General features: G+C 67.6%; 19 protein-coding genes. 11 read left to right on the plus strand and 8 right to left on the minus strand.

The window, feature by feature from the left end; translation table 11 throughout:
* The first annotated feature begins 152 nt into the window (after nt 1-152).
* Entirely contained in the window at nt 153-1,982 is a 1,830-nt protein-coding gene (glmS, locus tag WDN01_00155) for a glutamine--fructose-6-phosphate transaminase (isomerizing) (GenBank protein MEJ0024410.1), read from the plus strand.
* On the opposite strand, the gene solA is transcribed toward glmS, so the two are convergent.
* Complete coding sequence (gene solA / locus WDN01_00160; protein ID MEJ0024411.1) at nt 1,969-3,084, minus strand: N-methyl-L-tryptophan oxidase; 1,116 nt, start codon at nt 3,082-3,084, stop codon at nt 1,969-1,971. The two genes, glmS and solA, sit on opposite strands and share 14 nt — an antisense overlap.
* An 11-nt stretch (nt 3,085-3,095) precedes the next feature.
* Here solA and WDN01_00165 point away from each other — a divergent pair, with 11 nt between their 5' ends.
* Genes WDN01_00165 through rpiA form a run of 3 tightly spaced genes read left to right on the plus strand, consistent with a single transcriptional unit; the run spans nt 3,096 to nt 4,556 of the window.
* Complete coding sequence (locus WDN01_00165) at nt 3,096-3,398, plus strand: type II toxin-antitoxin system prevent-host-death family antitoxin (protein ID MEJ0024412.1); 303 nt, start codon at nt 3,096-3,098, stop codon at nt 3,396-3,398.
* Nucleotides 3,395-3,817, plus strand: a complete 423-nt coding sequence (locus WDN01_00170; GenBank protein ID MEJ0024413.1) for a type II toxin-antitoxin system VapC family toxin — start codon at nt 3,395-3,397, stop codon at nt 3,815-3,817. The genes WDN01_00165 and WDN01_00170 overlap by 4 nt, the downstream gene beginning before the upstream one ends.
* Nucleotides 3,818-3,848: 31 nt before the next feature.
* A complete protein-coding gene (rpiA, locus tag WDN01_00175) occupies nt 3,849-4,556 on the plus strand; it encodes a ribose-5-phosphate isomerase RpiA (protein MEJ0024414.1) in 708 nt (235 codons plus the stop codon).
* Here rpiA and WDN01_00180 read toward each other — a convergent pair.
* Entirely contained in the window at nt 4,537-5,694 is a 1,158-nt protein-coding gene (locus WDN01_00180) for an alpha/beta hydrolase (protein ID MEJ0024415.1), read from the minus strand. The two genes, rpiA and WDN01_00180, sit on opposite strands and share 20 nt — an antisense overlap.
* A gap of 105 nt (nt 5,695-5,799) precedes the next feature.
* On the opposite strand from WDN01_00180, the gene gor reads away from it, so the two are divergent.
* Both gor and WDN01_00190 read left to right on the plus strand, forming a co-directional pair.
* Nucleotides 5,800-7,188, plus strand: a complete 1,389-nt coding sequence (gor, locus tag WDN01_00185) for a glutathione-disulfide reductase (GenBank protein MEJ0024416.1) — start codon at nt 5,800-5,802, stop codon at nt 7,186-7,188.
* Nucleotides 7,189-7,260: 72 nt separating this feature from the next.
* Entirely contained in the window at nt 7,261-8,445 is a 1,185-nt protein-coding gene (locus WDN01_00190) for a hypothetical protein (protein ID MEJ0024417.1), read from the plus strand.
* On the opposite strand, the gene WDN01_00195 is transcribed toward WDN01_00190, so the two are convergent.
* From WDN01_00195 to WDN01_00205, 3 genes are all read right to left on the minus strand, one after another.
* Nucleotides 8,446-8,976 (minus strand): hypothetical protein, encoded by a 531-nt coding sequence (locus tag WDN01_00195; GenBank protein MEJ0024418.1) that lies wholly within the window; start codon nt 8,974-8,976, stop codon nt 8,446-8,448.
* 64 nt (nt 8,977-9,040) lie between these two features.
* Nucleotides 9,041-10,624, minus strand: a complete 1,584-nt coding sequence (locus tag WDN01_00200) for an AMP-binding protein (GenBank protein MEJ0024419.1) — start codon at nt 10,622-10,624, stop codon at nt 9,041-9,043.
* A 143-nt stretch (nt 10,625-10,767) separates the two neighbouring features.
* Nucleotides 10,768-11,394 (minus strand): TetR/AcrR family transcriptional regulator, encoded by a 627-nt coding sequence (locus WDN01_00205; GenBank protein MEJ0024420.1) that lies wholly within the window; start codon nt 11,392-11,394, stop codon nt 10,768-10,770.
* Between the two features lie 107 nt (nt 11,395-11,501).
* On the opposite strand from WDN01_00205, the gene WDN01_00210 reads away from it, so the two are divergent.
* From WDN01_00210 to WDN01_00225, 4 genes are all read left to right on the plus strand, one after another.
* Nucleotides 11,502-12,704 (plus strand): acyltransferase, encoded by a 1,203-nt coding sequence (locus WDN01_00210; protein MEJ0024421.1) that lies wholly within the window; start codon nt 11,502-11,504, stop codon nt 12,702-12,704.
* A gap of 47 nt (nt 12,705-12,751) precedes the next feature.
* Complete coding sequence (locus tag WDN01_00215) at nt 12,752-13,072, plus strand: hypothetical protein (protein MEJ0024422.1); 321 nt, start codon at nt 12,752-12,754, stop codon at nt 13,070-13,072.
* A 92-nt stretch (nt 13,073-13,164) separates the two neighbouring features.
* Nucleotides 13,165-14,541 carry a 3-deoxy-7-phosphoheptulonate synthase class II gene (locus tag WDN01_00220; protein ID MEJ0024423.1) on the plus strand — a complete coding sequence of 459 codons (1,377 nt, stop codon included), beginning with the start codon at nt 13,165-13,167 and terminating at the stop codon, nt 14,539-14,541.
* 24 nt (nt 14,542-14,565) lie between these two features.
* Nucleotides 14,566-15,324 (plus strand): hypothetical protein, encoded by a 759-nt coding sequence (locus tag WDN01_00225; GenBank protein MEJ0024424.1) that lies wholly within the window; start codon nt 14,566-14,568, stop codon nt 15,322-15,324.
* Here WDN01_00225 and WDN01_00230 read toward each other — a convergent pair whose 3' ends face one another.
* Genes WDN01_00230 through WDN01_00240 form a run of 3 tightly spaced genes read right to left on the minus strand, consistent with a single transcriptional unit; the run spans nt 15,325 to nt 17,091 of the window.
* A complete protein-coding gene (locus tag WDN01_00230; protein MEJ0024425.1) occupies nt 15,325-15,735 on the minus strand; it encodes a type II toxin-antitoxin system VapC family toxin in 411 nt (136 codons plus the stop codon).
* On the minus strand, nt 15,736-16,023 hold the full coding sequence (locus WDN01_00235) for a type II toxin-antitoxin system Phd/YefM family antitoxin (protein ID MEJ0024426.1): 288 nt from the start codon (nt 16,021-16,023) through the stop codon (nt 15,736-15,738).
* A 48-nt stretch (nt 16,024-16,071) separates the two neighbouring features.
* Nucleotides 16,072-17,091, minus strand: coding sequence for an NADP-dependent oxidoreductase (locus tag WDN01_00240; GenBank protein MEJ0024427.1), 1,020 nt, complete (start codon nt 17,089-17,091; stop codon nt 16,072-16,074).
* A 148-nt stretch (nt 17,092-17,239) separates the two neighbouring features.
* Here WDN01_00240 and WDN01_00245 point away from each other — a divergent pair, with 148 nt between their 5' ends.
* Nucleotides 17,240-18,205 carry a Gfo/Idh/MocA family oxidoreductase gene (locus WDN01_00245; GenBank protein MEJ0024428.1) on the plus strand — a complete coding sequence of 322 codons (966 nt, stop codon included), beginning with the start codon at nt 17,240-17,242 and terminating at the stop codon, nt 18,203-18,205.
* Nucleotides 18,206-18,363 lie beyond the last annotated feature (158 nt).

Below are 18,363 nucleotides of genomic sequence, written 5' to 3' on the forward strand. Positions count from 1 at the left end.
AGCGATGGTTCAGGATTGGCCGCCTAGAGATTGCCGTTTGTAAAATAACCCCGTCATGCCCGCGCAGGCGGGCATCCAGAGCCGCGGGGCGACTCTGGATTCCCGCTTGCGCGGGAATGACAAGCGACAAGACGGGAAGAAGGAATCGAACGATGTGCGGAATCGTCGGAATCGCGGGCACCCGCGACGTGGCGCCGGTCATCCTGGATGCGCTGAAGCGCCTGGAATACCGCGGCTACGACTCCGCCGGCATCGCCACGCTGGTCTCCGGCCATATCGAGCGCCGCCGCTCGCCCGGCAAGCTGGACCGCCTGGGCGACGTCCTGCATGCCCGCCCGCTGCACGGCCACACCGGCATCGGCCACACCCGCTGGGCGACGCATGGCGCGCCGAACGAGACCAACGCCCATCCCCACGCCAGCAAGCGCGTCGCCATCGTTCACAACGGCATCATCGAGAATTTCCGCGAGCTGCGCGACGAGCTGATCGCCAAGGGCCATGTCTTCGAATCGCAGACCGACTCGGAAGTCGCCGTGCATCTCGTCACCGATTACCTCGACATGGGCCTGACGCCGTCCGAAGCGGCGCAGGCCGCGGTGCGCCGCCTGACCGGCGCCTATTCGCTGGCGATGATCTTCTCCGGCCATGAGCGCCTGCTGATCGGCGCCCGCAAGGGCGCGCCGCTCGCCGTCGGCTATGGCGAGCACGAGGCCTATCTCGGCTCCGATGCCTTCGCGCTCGCGCCCTTCACCAACAAGGTCTCCTATCTGGAGGACGACGACGTCGTCGTGGTCGACGGCGCCCAGGTCTCGATCTTCGACCGCGAGGGCCGGCCTGCCAATCGCGAGGTGAAGATCACCAGCGCCTCCGCCGCCATCGTCGACAAGGGCGGCAAGCGCCATTTCATGGCCAAGGAGATCCACGAGCAGCCGGAAGTCGTCGGTCACACGCTGGCGCATTATCTCGATCCGGCGGGCCCGGTGGTGCAGCGCCAGGGCGTCGGCCTGCGCGGCGCGCTGTCCAAGGCCTCGCGCCTCACCATCTCCGCCTGCGGCACCGCCTTCTATGCCGGCATGGTCGGCAAATACTGGTTCGAGAAGCTGGCGCGCCTCCCCGTCGATGCCGACGTCGCGTCGGAACTGCGCTACCGCGATCCGGTCTACCCCAAGGACGGCGCGGCGCTGTTCGTCTCGCAATCGGGCGAGACCGCCGACACGCTGGCGGCGCTGCGCGAGGCCAAGGCGCACGGCCAGACCACCATCGCCATCGTCAACGTCGCCGAAAGCTCCATCGCCCGCGAGGCCGATATCGTGTTGCCGACCTTCGCGGGACCGGAGATCGGCGTCGCCTCGACCAAGGCCTTCACATGCCAGCTTGCCGCGCTCGCCTCCTTCGCCATCGCCGCCGGCGTGGCGCGCGGCACGCTGAGCGAAGAGGACGAGAAGCGCCTCTGTGCCGCCCTCCTCGCCACCCCGCGCCACATCGCCGAATTCCTCAAGCAGGAACCGAAGATCGAAGTGCTCGGCCAGGAGATCGCGAAGGCGACCGACGTGCTCTACATGGGCCGCGGCCCGAGCTTTCCGCTGGCGCTGGAAGGCGCGCTGAAGCTGAAGGAGATTTCCTACATCCACGCCGAAGGCTATGCCGCCGGCGAGATGAAGCACGGCCCCATCGCCCTGATCGACGAGACCGTGCCGGTCATCGTCATCGCGCCGCACGACGCGCTGTTCGAGAAGACCGTCTCCAACATGCAGGAAGTCATGGCGCGGGGCGGCAAGGTGCTGTTGATTTCCGATGCGCAGGGCATCGCGCGCGCCGGCGACGCGGTGTGGGCGAGCATCCAGGTGCCCGAGGCCGATCCGTTCCTGGCGCCGCTGCTCTACGCTATCCCGATCCAGCTCCTCGCTTATCACGCCGCCGTGGCCAAGGGCACCGACGTCGACCAGCCCCGCAACCTGGCGAAGTCCGTCACGGTCGAATAGGCCAGCCGAATTTCGCGATGGGAACGCGCTGCGCCTTGCCGCTCGCGAGGTTCGCAAGGACCTCGCCGATGGCCGGCGCGAATTTGAACCCGTGCCCCGAAAGCCCCGCGCCGATCACGATCCGGCGGTCGCGTGGATGGCGCGCCAGGATGAAGCGCTCATCTTTGGCCATCGGATACATGCAGACCTCGGAGCGCAGCCGCTTGCCCAGCCCCGGCATCAGGCGCCGCACCAGCGGCGCAATCGCATCGATATCGGTTTTCGTCACGCGGCGATCCAGCGCGTCCGGCGTCGCGATGATCTGCACGCGGACATGCTCGGCGACCTTCACTTCGCCTTTCGCGTCGGCCGGAAAGCCGTAGATCATCTGCCCGTCCTCCGTGCCGATGGCGAACGGCCCGAAGCCCCGCCGACGCGTGAACCGCCGCTCGGGATCGGCGAACCAGTGCAGAACGCGCCGCTCGACGAAGGTGACATGCTTCAGTTCCGGCACCAGTTCGCCGATCCACGCCCCGGTCGTCACGACCGCCCGATCCGCCGTCACCGCGCCGCGCGCGGTGCGGACGACGATCCGCTTGCCCGACCGGTCGATGCCTTCGCACGCGCAGTTTTTGAGAACGGTCGCGCCATGCTGCCGCGCCTCTTTGAGGAACGTCGCGATGGCGCGCTCCGGATAGACGAAGCCGCCGGCGCGCTCACGAAACCTGTGCCATTCCGCCGGCAGGTCGAACCATTCCTCCAACCCGCGCACCGGCACCAGCCGCACCTGGCCGGCGGCATCCAGCGTGCCGCGGATGAAGGGATTGTGCTCCGGTCCGGCATAGACGACGCCGGTCTGCTCGAACAGCTTGACGCCGTTACGCCGCTCCGCAGCCTTCCACAGCGTCACGGCGCGCTTGACCAGCGGCACATAGAACGGTCCTTCGGCGTAAGCCATGCGCAGCAGCCGCGTTTCGCCATGGGAGCTGCCCAGCGCGTGCGGCGGATCGAACCGGTCGATTCCGACGGCGCGCACGCCCGCCCGCGCCAGCACGTTCAGCGCCGCGCTCCCCGCCGCGCCGAGCCCAATCACGGCGATGTCGTAGTCGTTCCTGCGTGCCATGGCGCGATGTCGTGGACGGCCCGCCATCCAAACGCTATATTCCGTTCATGTCCACGCACAGCATCGCCGAGGCCAAAGACAAGCTCTCCGAGCTGATCGACCGCGCCCGCAAGGGCGAGGACGTCGTCATCACCGAGGACGGCGAGGTCGTGGCGCGCTTGAACGGCGTGCCGGGCGGGCCGATAGCGGGATCGAAAAAGCTGGACGATGCGGATCTTGATTGGCTCAAGACGCGTCGTACCGGGCGTGGACGGATCAACGACGACGCCGGAACCTTTGTCTCGCGGATGCGCGACGAAGAGTGGGCGCGTTGAGCGTCTACCTCGACGCAAGCGTCCTGGTTGCGCTTTTTCTGGACGATCCCTTTTCCGAACGCGCCGATGCGGCATTGCGCGGAAAGGGCTTGTCTCTCGTCGTCAGCGATCTGGCCGGCGCGGAGTTCTCTTCGGCGGTCGCGCGCCATGTTCGGATGGGCGAGCTCTCTGCCACCGAAGCTCAACAGGCATTCGCGGATTTCGATCGCTGGTGCCTGTCGTCGACGGAGCGGTCCGAAGCGCATCCGGTCGACATGCGGATCGCCCAGAGCCTTGTTCGCTCCTTGCTCTATACGCTGCGCACACCGGATGCTCTCCATATTGCCGTCGCCCAGCGGCTCGGCGCCGAGCTTGCGACCTTCGACCAGCGCATGGCCGATTGCGCGCGGGCGGTCGGTCTGCCCGTCGCCGCCCTGTGACGAACGTCCCACCCTTCGCTAGACTATCCCCATGACCGCCGACCCCGCCGCCCTCAAACGCGCCGCCGCCGCCAAGGCCCTCGACTACGTCCAGCCCGGCATGAAGCTCGGCCTCGGCACCGGCTCCACCGCCGAGATCTTCCTCGAACTGCTCGCGCCCCGGGTGCGCGGCGGCCTCGACGTGATCGGCGTGCCGACCTCGGAGAAGACGGCCGCCAAGGCTCGCGCCCTCGGCATCCCGCTCGCGCCGCTCGACGATCTGGCGCCGCTGGACCTGACCGTCGATGGCGCCGACGAGGCCGACCGCGAACTCACCCTCATCAAGGGCGGCGGCGGTGCGCTGCTGCGCGAGAAGATCGTCGCCGCCTCCTCCAGGCGCCTGGTGGTGATCGCCGACGACAGCAAGCTCGTCGCCCGCCTCGGCAAGTTCGCGCTGCCGGTGGAAGTGCTGGAGTTCGGCCACAAGACGACCGCCGCGCGCATCGCCGCCGCGACCGCAGCGCTCGGCTATTCCGGCGTTGCCGTCACGCTGCGGGCCCGCGACGGCGCAGCGGTCAGGAGCGATTCCGGCAACGTGCTCTACGACTGCGCCTTCGGCGCCATCACCGCGGCCGCGAAGCTGGCCCAGGCGCTGGCCGACATCCCCGGCGTGGTCGAGCACGGCCTGTTCCTCGGCCTCGCCACCACGCTGCTCATCGCCCATCCCGGCGAAGTCGAGGTCATTGAACGCGGAAAATAAGCGGCCACAGCGCCCGCAGCATCCGCGTCTGGAAATCCGGCCCCCGGTTCTTCGCCACCCGCAGCACATAGTGCCCATCGCCGCAGCCCGCCGCGCCGCAAGTCAGGGTCGGCCCGCCCAGCGCATCGGGCGCCGCGCGGCGCTCGATCGGCAGCCCCGACAGCACCCACATCATGTCGTCCATCATCTCGTAGGAGAGCACGAAATAGCCGTGCCCGAACGGATCGCCCGGCGCCGCGCTGGCGTCGACGACATCGACCTTGCCGTCTTTCAGATATTGCAGGTCGCGCGACGGCACGCGCCCGGCCCGCGGGATGCCGCCATGCACGCCCTCCGACGTGACCAGGATCAGGTCGTTGTCCGAGGCATAGACCGTCGCGCGATGCAGGCAAGGCGCGCTCTTCGCCAGCAGATGCCCGAAATCGTCGTTGTCGTGCTCGCTGCTCACATCGGGCGCCACCAGCAGAAGCTCGTCGGCCACCGGCACGGGATGCCGGTTGCACAGCGCCGCCAGCGCCGTCAGCGTCACCCGCGCTCCCATGGAATGCGCCACGATCTCGATCTTCAGCCCGGCCGCGTCCAGCGCGCGCAGCGTCTCGATGAGCTCCGGCGCGGCATAGCCGCTGCGCTCGATGTCGGCCGCATAGCGGTCGAACTTGCCCTCGCTCGACCAGGAGAACGCGGCGACCGCGCAGTGCCATTGGGTGTCCGTCGCGATCTGGCCCGCCCGCAGGATGGCGCTGGCGAAGGTCTGGTTGTAGCCATGCACGAACAGCAGCACCCGGCCGCAGCCCCGCGCCCGCGCCGCCACGGCCGCGGCGAAGCCGTCCATGTCGGTCTTGAGGTCGCAGGCGACGGGCGGCGGCGCCAGCCTGGCCTTGGGCCAGCGCGGCATCTGTCCGAAGACGAAGGCGCCGGGCACTTCCAGCTCGGCCACCCCGCAATGGATCGCCGAATCCCAATGCAGCCCATAGCCCAGCGCGCTGCCGTCCGCCTGCCGGTCGGTCGCGAAGACCACGGACTGCTGGGTCACTGTGTTCGGCGGATGCATCCAGAGCGAACGGATATCGTCATGCCGGAGCGAATCCGACAGCGTGCAGCCGCCCAGCAAGGCGCATAGCAGGATTGCGGCGCGCATCCCTCCCTGTCGCATGCTAATTTGGCCCCTACATCGGGCTCGGTTAGAACCCGTCCTTACGACGCCCGACAAGACAGACCACTAGGCAGACCACAAGGCAGGCACATGGCACAATACGACTACGACCTTTTCGTGATCGGCGGCGGCTCCGGCGGCGTGCGCGCCAGCCGCATGGCGGCCTTGGGCGGCGCCCGCGTCGCCCTGGCCGAGGAATGGCGGATGGGGGGCACCTGCGTCATCCGCGGCTGCATCCCCAAGAAGCTGTTCGTCTACGCCGCCCAGTTCCGCGAGGATTTCGAGGATTCCGCCGCCTATGGCTGGACCATCGGCGCGCCGAAATTCGACTGGCCCACCCTCATCGCCAACAAGGACAAAGAGATCGCCCGGCTGGAGGCGATCTACACCAAGAACGTCAAGGCCGCCGGCGTGACCGTCTTCCAGGACCGCGCCGTATTCGAGGATGCGCACACCATCCGCCTCCTCAACGACGACCGCCGCATCACCGCCGACAAGATCCTGATCGCCACCGGCAACCGCCCGACCCGCGAGCTCGGCACCACCCATGTCATCCCCGGCGGCAATCTCTGCATCACCTCCAACGAGGCGTTCCATCTGCCCGACCTGCCCAAGCGCATCCTGATCGCCGGCGGCGGCTATATCGCGCTGGAATTCGCCCACATCTTCCACGGCCTGGGCTCGCAGGTCTCGCTGCTCTATCGCGGCCAGAAAGTGCTGCGCGGCTTCGACGAGGACATCCGCGATGCGCTCGGCGAATCGATGGTGACCAAGGGCCTGCATGTCGCGCTGGGCTGCGAGTTCACCAAGATCGAGCGCCGCAATGGCTGCCTGCACGCCGAGACCAACAAGGGCGACGTCATCGAGTGCGACGAGATCATGCTCGCCATCGGCCGCGCCCCCAACACCGAGGCGCTGCATGTGGAGAAAGCCGGCGTCGAACTCGGCAAGCGCGGCCAGGTCGTGGTCGACCGCTTCTCGAAGACCAGCGCGGACAACATCTACGCCATCGGCGACGTGACCGACCGGCTGCAGCTCACGCCCGTCGCGATCCACGAGGCGATGTGCTTCGTGAAGACGGCATTTGGCGGCGTGCCGACGCCGGCCGACCACGAGAACGTCGCGACCGCGGTCTTCACCACGCCGGAGATCGGCGTTGTCGGCATGACGGAGATGAAGGCGCTGGGCCTCGGCCACGGCATCGACGTCTACAAATCGGTGTTCCGTCCCCTGAAGCACACGCTGAGCGGCCGCGACGCGCGCACGACCTTCAAGCTGATCGTGGATTCGAAGACCGACAAGGTGCTGGGCTGCCACATCTTCGGCGATCACGCCGCCGAGATCGTCCAGATCGTCGCCATCCTGGTGAAAATGGGCGCGACCAAGGCGCAGTTCGATTCCACGATCGCGCTGCATCCCACGGCCGCGGAAGAACTCGTGACGATGCGGACGAAAAGCTACAGCAAGACGCCCTCATAGCGCGCGTTTCCTCCCCCGCTGTTGCGGGGGAGGTGGCACGCCGCAGCGAAGCGAAGGCGTGACGGAGGGGGCATGCACCGGCTTCGGACGATCTTCGCGACCGCTGCCCTTTTGCTGGACGTCTTCGCACATCCTGCCGACGCAAACGAAAAACCGTCTCCCTGCACTACGCTCGCATCCCAATTCGATGCCTCGCCCGCCCCCGCCTTCCTCGCCAGCTATCCCGGCACCGCGATCCGCGAGTTGAAGGACGTCGCTTTTCTCTACGACAACGCCGCCGCCACCCTCGCGCTGATTGGCTGCGACGACGTCGCGCGCGCCCGCCGCATCGGCGACGCCATCCTGTTCGCCCAGGATCACGACCGCTATTGGCATGACGGACGCCTGCGCAACGCGTATCTCGCCGGCGCGCCCGCGAATCCGGTGAAGCTCGCCGGCTGGTGGGACGGCACGCTCAACCGCTGGGTCGAGGACCGCTACCAGGTCGGCAGCGACACGGGAAACCTGGCCTGGGCGGCGCTGGCGTTGCTCGCCCTCGACCGCGCGACGCAGGACCCGCGCTACCGCGCCGGCGCGCTGCGCCTGGGCGCTTTGCTGGAGCAATGGCGCGATCCGCGCGGCCCCGGCGGCTTCACCGGCGGCCTGTTCGGCCACGAGCCCAAGCCCGACCGGCTCGCCTGGAAATCCACCGAGCACAACACCGATCTCGCCGCCGCCTATCGCGCTTTGGCCCGCGCGACCGGCGACAAGCGATGGCTGGCGGACGCTGCCGCCGCCGAAGCGATGGTACGCGCGAGCTGGCTGTCCGATTGCCGCTGCTTCGCCGCCGGCACCGGCCTGGACGGTGCCGCGCCCAACCCTTTCCTCGCGCTCGACGCCCAGGTCTTTCCGCTGCTCGCGCTGGACGACACGGCGCGCTATCGCGCCGTCCCGGCGACGCTGCGCCAGCGCCTCGCGCGGGACGGCGGCTATGCCTACAGCGAAACCCGCGCCGGACTTTGGACCGAAGGCACCGCGCAGGCCGCGCTGTTGATGCGCATGCTGCACCGCGACGCCGAAGCGGCCGCCCTCGACCGCGCCTTGGACTCGATGCGCGCGCCCGACGGAACCTATTACGCGGCCACGGCCGCGTCGCAGGCGACCGGATTCATGCTCGACGCCGATCCGACCCAGCCTCGCCGATATTTCCACATCCCCGCGCTCGCGCCGCTCGCCTGGGCGGCGCTGGCGGAACGCCGGTTCAATCCGTTCCGCTGACTACTTGAACGCCTTGCAGTCGGTCGCGAGGATGCGTTTCAAATTCTTCAGCAGGTCGTCGGTGCCGCGCGCGTCCTGGATGCGGATATTGCTCACGCCCCAGCGGCGCGGCAGCGGCGCGTTCTGGTACAGCGTCATGTCGTAGTGGATCACGACGGGCTTGGGCCCGCCTTGCGAGAAGCTCGCCCGCACCGTCGCGCGGTCCTTCGCCGGACTGCCTTCGAACGTCACGACCAGGTTCTTGATCACCGGGTCCTGGGAATCGCTCGGCCAGTCATAGTCGATGACCTCGCCGTCGCCCGACCGCTGGCAGGTGTCGACCCGCCCGATCAGCCGGCCGGTCTCGATGTCCCACGGCACGGTCTCGAAGAAGCTCTTGCGCTCGTTCGCCCCGTTGTCGTAGCCGGCATAGAGATACTGGATCAGGCCCACCGTGCTGCGAACATCCTGCGGGCCGACGGCCGAAGCCGCGCCCGCCGGCGCGCCAAGCGATAGAAACACCAATGCGGCGGCGACAAAGCGCGATCTCATGCAGGCCCTCGGGTGGAAATCGCGGCGACCATAGGGCCGCGGCCGTCCCATGGCGAGCGGCCCGCTAAATCTGCACCTTCCGCCCTTCCCAGAACGGCCTCCGTACCTCGCCGCGCTTGATCTTGCCGGCCGCGCTGCGCGGAAGTTCGGCCACGAAGTCGATGCTCCGCGGCACCTTGAACCCCGCCAGATGCGGCCGCACGAAATCGATGATCTCCGTCTTGAGTTCCTCGCTCGGCGCCACGCCCGGCTTCAGCAGCACGACGCTCTTGACCTCCTCGCCCCATTCGGCGTTCGGCACGCCGATGGTGCAGACGTCCTCGACCGCGGGATGCTTGACGATCTCGTTGTCGATCTCCTGCGGATAGATGTTCACGCCGCCCGAGATGATGATCTCCGCCGAGCGCCCGGTCAGGAACAGATAGTCGTCCTCGTCGAAATAGCCGATATCGCCCAGGGTGAAGAAGTCGCCGCGATGCGACGCCGCCGTCTTCTTGTCGTCCTTGTAGTAGCTGAACGGGTTGAGCTTCGCCGCCTCGTGATAGATCAGCCCCGGCTGGCCCGGCGGCAGCTCGTTGCCTTCGTCGTCCAGGATCTTGACGCGCATCAGCGCCGGCCGCTTGCCGACGCTGCCGGGCTTCTTCAGCCATTCCTCGGCCTGGATGAAGAACCCCGCGCCGCCCTCCGACCCAGCATAATATTCGAACAGGATCGGCCCCAGCCAGTCCATCATCGCCCGCTTGACCTCGGGCGGGCAGGGCGCCGCGCCGTGCACGATCATCCTGAGCGACGACAGGTCGTAGCGCGCCTTCATCTCCGCCGGCGCCGCCAGCATGCGCTGCATCATGATCGGCACGAGATGGGCGTGCGTGACCCGCCGGCTCTCGATGGTGCGGAACACCTCCTCGGTGTCCCAGCGCTCGCCCAGGAAGGCGATCGGCACGCCGCTCGCTTGCGGGATCGCGATGTCGAAGGCGAGCGGCGCCGCGTGATAGCCCGGCCCGGCGCACATCTGAACGTCCGTGTCCGGATCATAGCCGCCGTTCGAGCCCTCGAATTGCGGCGGCGTCGCCACCCCGTGCGGCCGGTGCACGCCCTTGGGCCGCCCCGTCGTGCCGGAGGTATAGAGCATCTGGCTGCCCATCGCCGGATCGTCCAGGTCGGTCCCGTCCACGCCGTCGAGCGCGCCGTCATAATCCTCGAACCCGTCCGCCAGTCCGCCGACCGAGAGCTTGAGCCCGATCCCCGGCGCCTTGTGCACCGCCTCGCGGATGGTCTCGAACTTGGTCTCCGCGATCAGCGCCTTGGCCTCGCAATCGTTCAGGATATAGGCGATCTCGTCGGACTTCAGATGCCAGTTCACCGGCGTCACGCGCAAACCGCTGCGCCGCGTCGCGTTCAGCGTCTCGATGAACGCCGCGCGGTTGGTCGAGAACAGCGCCACCGCGTCGCCCGGCTTCAGGCCCTCCTCGCGCAGCACCCGCGCCAGCCGGTTCGACTGCGCATTGACCTTGGCATAGGTGTGCGCGCCGAAGCGGTCCCAGATCGCGATCCGGTCGGGCTTCACCTGCGCCCAGAACGCGCCGACCATGCCGGCGCCGGCATAGCCCATGAGCCGTTCGAGGAATGCCGGATCGCGCGTGTCCATCGTGCCTCCCGCGCCGCCGCCCGTGCCGGCCGCTCGCGCCAATATCGCCGGCCAAAGGCTACTGAAACGCGCCGCCCAAGGCCACCCGTGCCCCGCGCGTCCGGAGTGTCGCGGGACCGTCACGCAGGGCGGCGCAATCGCGTCTAGCGCTTCTTCTTTTCGGGCGCGAGCGCCTTCAGGAACAGCCGCGTCGCGCGCTGCGCGTGCGCGTCGATCATCGCGTCGGTGACCTTGTCCACCAGGCGATAGCCGACGCGCATCGCCCATTCGCCCTGCGCCATGGCGACGAAGATCGAGGCGATCTCGTAAGGATCGTCGTCGAAGGCAAGGAACCCCTCGGCGCGGCACCATTCGAAATAGCGCACGAAATTCTTGCGTTCCTCGCGGATCGCGGCGCCCAGGCCTTCGGCCAGGATCGGGGTGCGGTCGCCCGCCGATGCCGCGGCCCGGTTCAGCGGCTCCATGGCGAGAAGCATCTTGACGATGTCGCGCGCGACGACCGGCAGGACATGGGAGGGGTGCGGATTCTCCGCGACCGCCGCGGTGGCATGGGTGCCGAGCGACTCCAGCCGCGCCTCGAACACCGCGCCGAACAGCCTCTCCTTGTTCTCGAACCAGGCGTAGAGCGTCTCTTTCGAGGCCCGGGCGCGCTTGGCGATCGCCGCCATCGAGGCGCCGGCGAAGCCCTTGCTCGTGAATTCCTGGCGCGCGGCATCCAGGATTTCCTCCCGCCGCGCGTCCTTGGCCGATTTCACCGCCGCCTTCGCCATCGCGTCCGTTTTACCCCGAGTCGCTGCGTTCCAACGCTCTTGCGTACCGTACCGTTCGGTACTACAAGGCGAACCGAACGGTACGGTACTTCGACGGGAGAGGCAAGATGGATAACGCGGTCAAGGCGGCTCCGGACGCGGCCTATAGCGTGCCGATGGGTTATCTGCGGGCCTTCGTCACCGTGCTCGTCGTGGTGCACCACTCGCTGCTCGCCTATGTCGGCATGGCGCCGCCGCACCGGTTCGCCGGCGGCGCGATGCTCTGGCGCGCCTTTCCGGTGGTCGACAAGGCCGTGTGGCCGCCGGCCGGCGTGATCGTCGGCATCGACGACGTCTTCTTCATGTCGCTGATGTTCCTGGTTTCGGGTCTCTTCGTCGCGGCGAGCGTCGCGCGCAAGGGCCGGGCGGCGTTCCTGCGCGACCGTCTCGTCCGGCTCGGTCTGCCCTTCCTGTTCTGCGCCTTCATCGTCGTTCCCGCCGCCTACTATTTCGCCTATCTCCAGTCCGGCGGCGCGCCCGGCCTTGCGAACTACTGGGATGCGTGGCGGCGGATCGGCTACTGGCCGACCGGTCCCGCATGGTTCATCTCGCTGCTGCTCGCCTTCGATGTCGCCACGGCCGTCTTGTTCCTCGTCCTGCCGTCCTGGGCCGCGCGCCTCGGCCGGCTGAGCGCGACGGCAGGCGACCATCCCTGGCGGTTCTTCGCGGCAGTGCTGGCGGCTTCGGCGGTGGCCTATGTCCCGCTCGCGCTCGCCTTCGATCCGGTTGCCTGGACCTATTGGAGCATCTTCCAGTTCCAGACCGCGCGCCCGCTGCATTACTTCGTCTATTTCGCAGTCGGCGCCGGGCTCGGTGCGTTCGGCGTCGGGCGCAGCCTGCTCGCCCCCGACGGACGGCTCGCCAGGCGCTGGTGGCTGTGGCTGCTGGCCGCGCTCGGCGCGCTGGCTCTCGGCACCGCCATCCTGATCGCCATCCTCGCCGCGAAAGGCGGCGCGAGCCCGGTCCTGCTGGCGCTCGGCGATGCGAGCTTCGTGCTGAGCTGCGGCACGCTGTGCTTCGCGCTGCTCGCGATCTTCCTGCGCTTCGTCCGGCGCGCGAACCGCGTCATGGACAGCCTGTCGCGAAACGCCTACGGCATCTACATCGTGCACTACGCGTTCGTCGCCGCCGCGCAATACGCGCTTTTGACCCAGCCCCTTCCGGGCGCGGCGAAGGCCGTCCTCGCAATCGCGGCCGCGCTCGCCGCATCCTGGACGGTGGCGGCGGTCCTGCGCCGCATTCCGCTCGTCGCGCGCTTCGCGGGCGGGTAACGCACGCGAAAATCGTGTATGCTCGCGGGGTCAAGGGGGAGTGGGCCATGAGAATTTTCGCGACTGCTCTCGTCGCGTTCATCATATTGTCCGGCGCGGCGCGTGCCGCCGACGGCGATGACGCCGGCACACTGGCCCTCGTCGACGACGCATCCTTCGATGCCGCGTTCCAATGCCCCGAAACCCTTGCCGACGCCGACGCGCGCGAGGCCGAGCTGCACCGTTACGCCGCCTGGGCCAAGGCGATGCACCCCGACTGGAGCTTCCGCAAGCGCCTCGACGTCCGCTACGGCCTCTTGCGCCGTCACGCCTGCGCCCAGACCATGGCCAATATCGCCGCCGCCGCGCGGCCGGCCTTCGCGCCTTAAGCCCCGCGACCCGTTCACCACCGTCGCGCCTGCCGCTGGCAAAGCGGGGCCTCATCTCTTATATCCCCGGGACCTCTTTTGGAGTTTTCCGCGTGGCCCAGCCCTGGTCCCCGCAAAGCTGGCGTTCCAGGCCGATCCGTCAGGTTCCGGATTATCCGGACAAGGCGGCTCTGGCGGCGGTGGAAGCGCGGCTGAAGACCCACCCGCCGCTGGTGTTCGCCGGCGAGGCGCGCAACTTAATGTCCAGCCTGGCCGAGGTCTCGCAGGGGCGGGCTTTCCTGCTGCAGGGCGGCGATTGCGCGGAGAGCTTCGCCGAATTCACCGCCAACAACATCCGCGACACGTTCTGCGTCTTCCTCAGCATGGCGACGGTTCTGACCTTCGGCGCCGACCTGCCGGTGGTGAAGATCGGCCGCATCGCCGGCCAGTTCGCCAAGCCGCGCTCCGACGATTTCGAGACCCAGAACGGCGTGACGCTGCCCTCCTATCGCGGCGACAATATCAACGGCGGCGAATTCACGCCCGAGGCCCGCACGCCCGACCCCGAGCGCATGGTGCGCGCCTATTACCAGGCGGCGGCGACCGCGAATCTGGTGCGCGCCTTCGCGACCGGCGGCTATGCCGATCTTTCCCGCGCGCGGCACTGGAATCTGGATCATCACCACGCCGATCTCAGCCGTCGCTACAACGAAGTGGTCGACCGGATCGACCAGGGCGTCGGCTTCATGAAGACCTTCTCCCTGGCCGATGCGGTGAAGCAGCAGACCAGCCGGGTCGATTTCTATTTCAGCCACGAAGCGCTGCTCCTGCCTTACGAGGAAGCGCTGACCCGGCAGGATTCGATCACCGGGGAGCATTACGCCACCTCCGGCCACATGATCTGGATCGGCGACCGCACGCGCCAGCCCGACGGCGCCCATGTCGAGTTCTGCCGCGGCGTGAAGAACCCGCTCGGCCTCAAATGCGGGCCTTCTCTCGCGGAAGAAGACCTCATCAAGCTCTGCGCCACGCTGAACCCGGACAACAAACCCGGCCGCCTCACGCTGATCGCGCGCTACGGCTCCGACAAGATCGCCGCGCATCTGCCCAAGCTGATCCGCGCCGTGCGCCGGGAGGGCCTCAACGTCGTGTGGTCCTGCGATCCGATGCACGGCAACACGATCAAGCTGCAGTCCGGCTACAAGACCCGTCCCGTCGACCGCGTGTTGGAGGAGGTGAAATCCTTCTTCGCCATCCACCGCGCCGAAGGCAGCCATGCCGGCGGCATCCATCTGGAGATGACCGGCCAGGACGTCACCGAATGCCTCGGCGGGGCGCAGGCGATCAAGGAGATCGACCTGTTCGACCGCTACCAGACCGCCTGCGATCCGCGCCTCAATGCGAGCCAGGCGTTGGAGCTCGCCTTCCTGCTCGCCGACACGATCCGCGCCGAACGCGTCAAAAGCGACCGCCTGGCGGCCTCGGCGTGAACGGGCGATAGGGGCACCAACCGCATGGGCGTGGCGCGGCTTCTCGCGAAAGGGTGGGTCGTGTTCTGCCTCTATGCGGGTGGCCATGCCTTCGTCCAGGCGCTGGTCCACGGCATCGCTCTTCCCGAGGCGCTGCAATCCGTCGCGATCTGCGTTCTTTTGTTCGGCGCCATGGGGCTTCTGTTCGTCGCGGGCTTCGGCGCGTCCGCGCGCCCGAACGCGCCGCTGCTGGCGCGGCTGAGGCCGCGCGACCTCATTCCCACCTTCGACGACACCGTCTTCGTGGCCTTCGTGGCGGTCAGCTTCGCCGTCCAGGTCTATTTCGTCTCCGAGATCGGCAACACGCCGGTGGGCCAGGCCGTGCAGAAAGCGATGTTTTCCGTGGTGCCCGGCTTGCCCAAGCTCGCCGACCGGCTGGACGATTGCGTGCTCAATCCGCAGCGCGTCTATTCCATCTCCCTTGCCGCCTCCATCGCCTGGCTGCTGGCGATCGTCTATGTCGCCTCGGCGGCGTCGCGCATCGGCCTGACGGCGGGCCTGCTGCGCCTGCAGCAGGCGCTGCGCCCGACCTCGTTCGGGCCGACGCTGCTGGCCGCGCTCTACGGCACCGTCGCCATCGTCGGCTTTCAGCTTCTCTACATCGGCTCGCTCTATGGATGGCTCGGCTGCGGCGGTTTCGGCGGCATCGGCGGCGTCCTCCTGACGGGCCTGGCGCCTCTGATGCTCGCCTACCTGATCGTTGCCGCCCTCGTGACGCTGAAAGCCAGCGGTCCCGAATCCTGATCAGGCCGCGTCGAACGGATTGAGGATCGCGACACCGGTCTTGTCGAAGTGACGGACATTGCGCGTCACGACCGTCAAATTGTGCTCCAGCGCAATCGCGGCAATGGCGATATCGTCGTCGTCTCTTTGAAGCTGGATTTGCATGCGTCCCCATCTGCGGGCGACTTGGCTCGTGATCGCAAGGACGCGTTCGCCGTATTGCGTCAGATTTTTCAACAGCCATTCTTCCAGGATATTCGCGTGGTCGGGATTGGCGCCGCGCTGTTTTTGAATTCCGCGCTCGATCTCCATGACGGTGATCGCACTGATGAACAGCTCCGCCGGATTCCGGCGGCTCATCCAATCCAGGACATTGCCGTTGGGTCGCGGCTTGCGCAGCTCCGACAGGACGTCCGTGTCGATCAGATACATTCAAAAATCGATGTCGCGCCGTTTCGGCCGCACGCGCTCGAACAAGTCGTCCGGGCCGACTTTTGGAATCGCCAGCAGATGATCGATGAATGTGTGCTCCTTGCCATCCGGCATGAGCTTTGTCTGCGGTCCTGGCTGGGTTTTCCCCCCAAGCCGCTCGAACTCCGCAGCGTCCACAACCACCACCGCCGGCTTGCCGTCCTTGGTGACGAGTTGGGGCGCCTGATGGGCGGCCGTCACCACCTCGCCGAAGCGATCCTTCGCATCCTCGAGCGACCATTCCGTCATGGCGCGAGCCTAGCCGAAAACGCCCGCAAAGTCACCGCGCCGGCGCCCTCACACCGCCCGGTCCGGCCCCACCCGCACCACCATCTTGCCGATATTGTCGCCCTTGAAGAGCCCGATGAACGCGCCCGGCGCGTTCGCGACGCCGTCGACCACCGTCTCGCGCCACGTCATCTTGCCGTCCTTCACCCACGCCGACATGTCGCGCTGGAAGTCGCCGAACATGTCGAAATGGCTCGGCACCACGAAGCCCTTGATCGTCAGCCCCAGCCCGATCGCCAGCGCCAGATTGCACGGCCCCGGCGGCAGCTCCGTCGCGTTGTACATGTCGATCATCCCGCACAGCGCGATGCGCCCGCCCGGCCGCATGTTGTAGATCGCCGCTTCCAGATGCGCCCCGCCGACATTCTCGAAATCGACGTCGATCCCTTCGGGAAACGCCGCCGCCAGCGACGCATTGAGGTCGCCGCAGGTCTTGTAGACGATCGTCTTGTCGACCCCGAGCGAGGCCAGGTAATCCGCCTTCTCCTGCGAGCCGACCGAGCCCACCACATAGCAGCCCTTCGCCTTGGCGATCTGGCACACTACCTGGCCGACCGCGCCGGCCGCTGCCGACACGAACACCCGCTCGCCGTCCTTCAGCGCGCCGACGCGGAGCAGCCCCGCATAGGCCGTCAGCCCCGGCATGCCCAGCGCGCCGAGATGGGCCGAAAGCTCCGCCGCCGGCGTAAAGGTCTGCACCTCGCCGCCATTCGCGACGAACCATTCGCGCCAGCCATAATTGCTCTGCACGAAGTCGCCGACCTTCACCGTATCGCTGTTGGACGCCACCACCTGGCCGATCGCGCCGCCGGTCAGCGCCTCGCCCATCGCGAACGGGGGCACATAGCTCTCGCGGTCCATCATCCGCCCGCGCATATAGGGATCGACCGAGATATAGCTGTTGCGGACCAGCACCTGGCCCGGCCCCGGCGTCGGAACGGCGGTCTCGACCAGTTCGAAGTTGTCGGTGGTAGGCAGCCCATGCGGCCGCGACTTCAAGCGGATTTCGTGGTTCTTCTGATTGTCCATGGGACGCTCCTTAACCCTTGAATTGGCGGAAATATCGGGAGCCGGCACCCTATCAGCGCCCCTTGGTGTAACAAGACGAAACATTTTATGAGTCGCGCCGGATCGGCCGGACTGACCTTATGCCCCTGTAATCCCGGCGAGATTCCATTTGGCTCCGTTCCGCTTGCGTCCCAAGGGACCGCTCAAGGCTGCCGTGATCGGCGCCGGCGCATTTGGCCGGCACCACGCATCGAAATATCGCCATATCGACGGCGTCGAGCTCATCGCCATCGCCGATCCGCATCCCGAGGTTCGCAAGACCGCGCTCGCCAATCACGGCGTGCCCGCCGTCGCCGACTGGCGCGAGCTGCTCGGCAAGGTCGACCTCGTCAGCGTCTGCACGCCGGCCCAGACCCATGCCGAGATCGTGCGCGCCTTCCTGAATGCCGGCGCCCATGTCCTGGTCGAGAAGCCCATCGCCACCTCCGTCGAGGAGGCCGACGCCTTGATCGCGCTCGCCGCCCGCACCGGCCTCGTGCTGACCGTCGGCCACCAGGAGCGATTCGTCTTCGCCGGCACCGGCCTGCTCGACCACCGGCAAGTGCCGCTGGAGATTTCCTGCTGGCGCATGGGCCCGTGGACGGGGCGCAGCGCCGACGTCTCGGTGGTGCTCGACCTGATGATCCACGACCTCGATCTCGTGCATCAATTGGTGCCGGCCGAGGTGTTCGACGTCGAGGCCCGGAGCCGCGCGCTGCACAGCCGCCTCGCGGACGAGGTCAGCGCCGACGTGACCTTCGCCAACGGCACGATCGCCCATCTGGAGACCAGCCGCATCTCGGACGCGCGCCGCCGCGGCATGCGCGCCGAATATGCCGACGGCGTGATCGAGATCGATTTCGTCACCCGCAAGATCCGCAACACCACGCCGCGCCCCTTGAAGGCGCTGGAGCAGGGCGATCCTCTGGGCGAGTCCGTCGCCGCCTTCGTCGCCGCGGTGCGCGACGGCGCCGCGACCCTGGTGCGTCCGGAAGAAGCCCGCCAGGCGCTGGCCACCGCGCTCGCCATCGAAGACGCCGCCGACCGTCCGGAGCAGCCCGCCGAACCCTATGTGGCGGTCGCCGCGGCCAGATAACAAAAATCGTCATGGCCGGGCTTGATCCGGCCACCCATCCGGCGCGCGTCGGCGCACCAAGATTCACGCGGAGCTGCGGAGAGCGCGGAGGTTCAGCCAGAACTCCGCGTTCTCCGCGGTTCCGCGTGAGTCAGCCCATGCCCGCACAAAGACTTGTA

The sequence above is a fragment of the Rhizomicrobium sp. genome, assembly GCA_037200985.1.
GTDB lineage: Bacteria > Pseudomonadota > Alphaproteobacteria > Micropepsales > Micropepsaceae > Rhizomicrobium.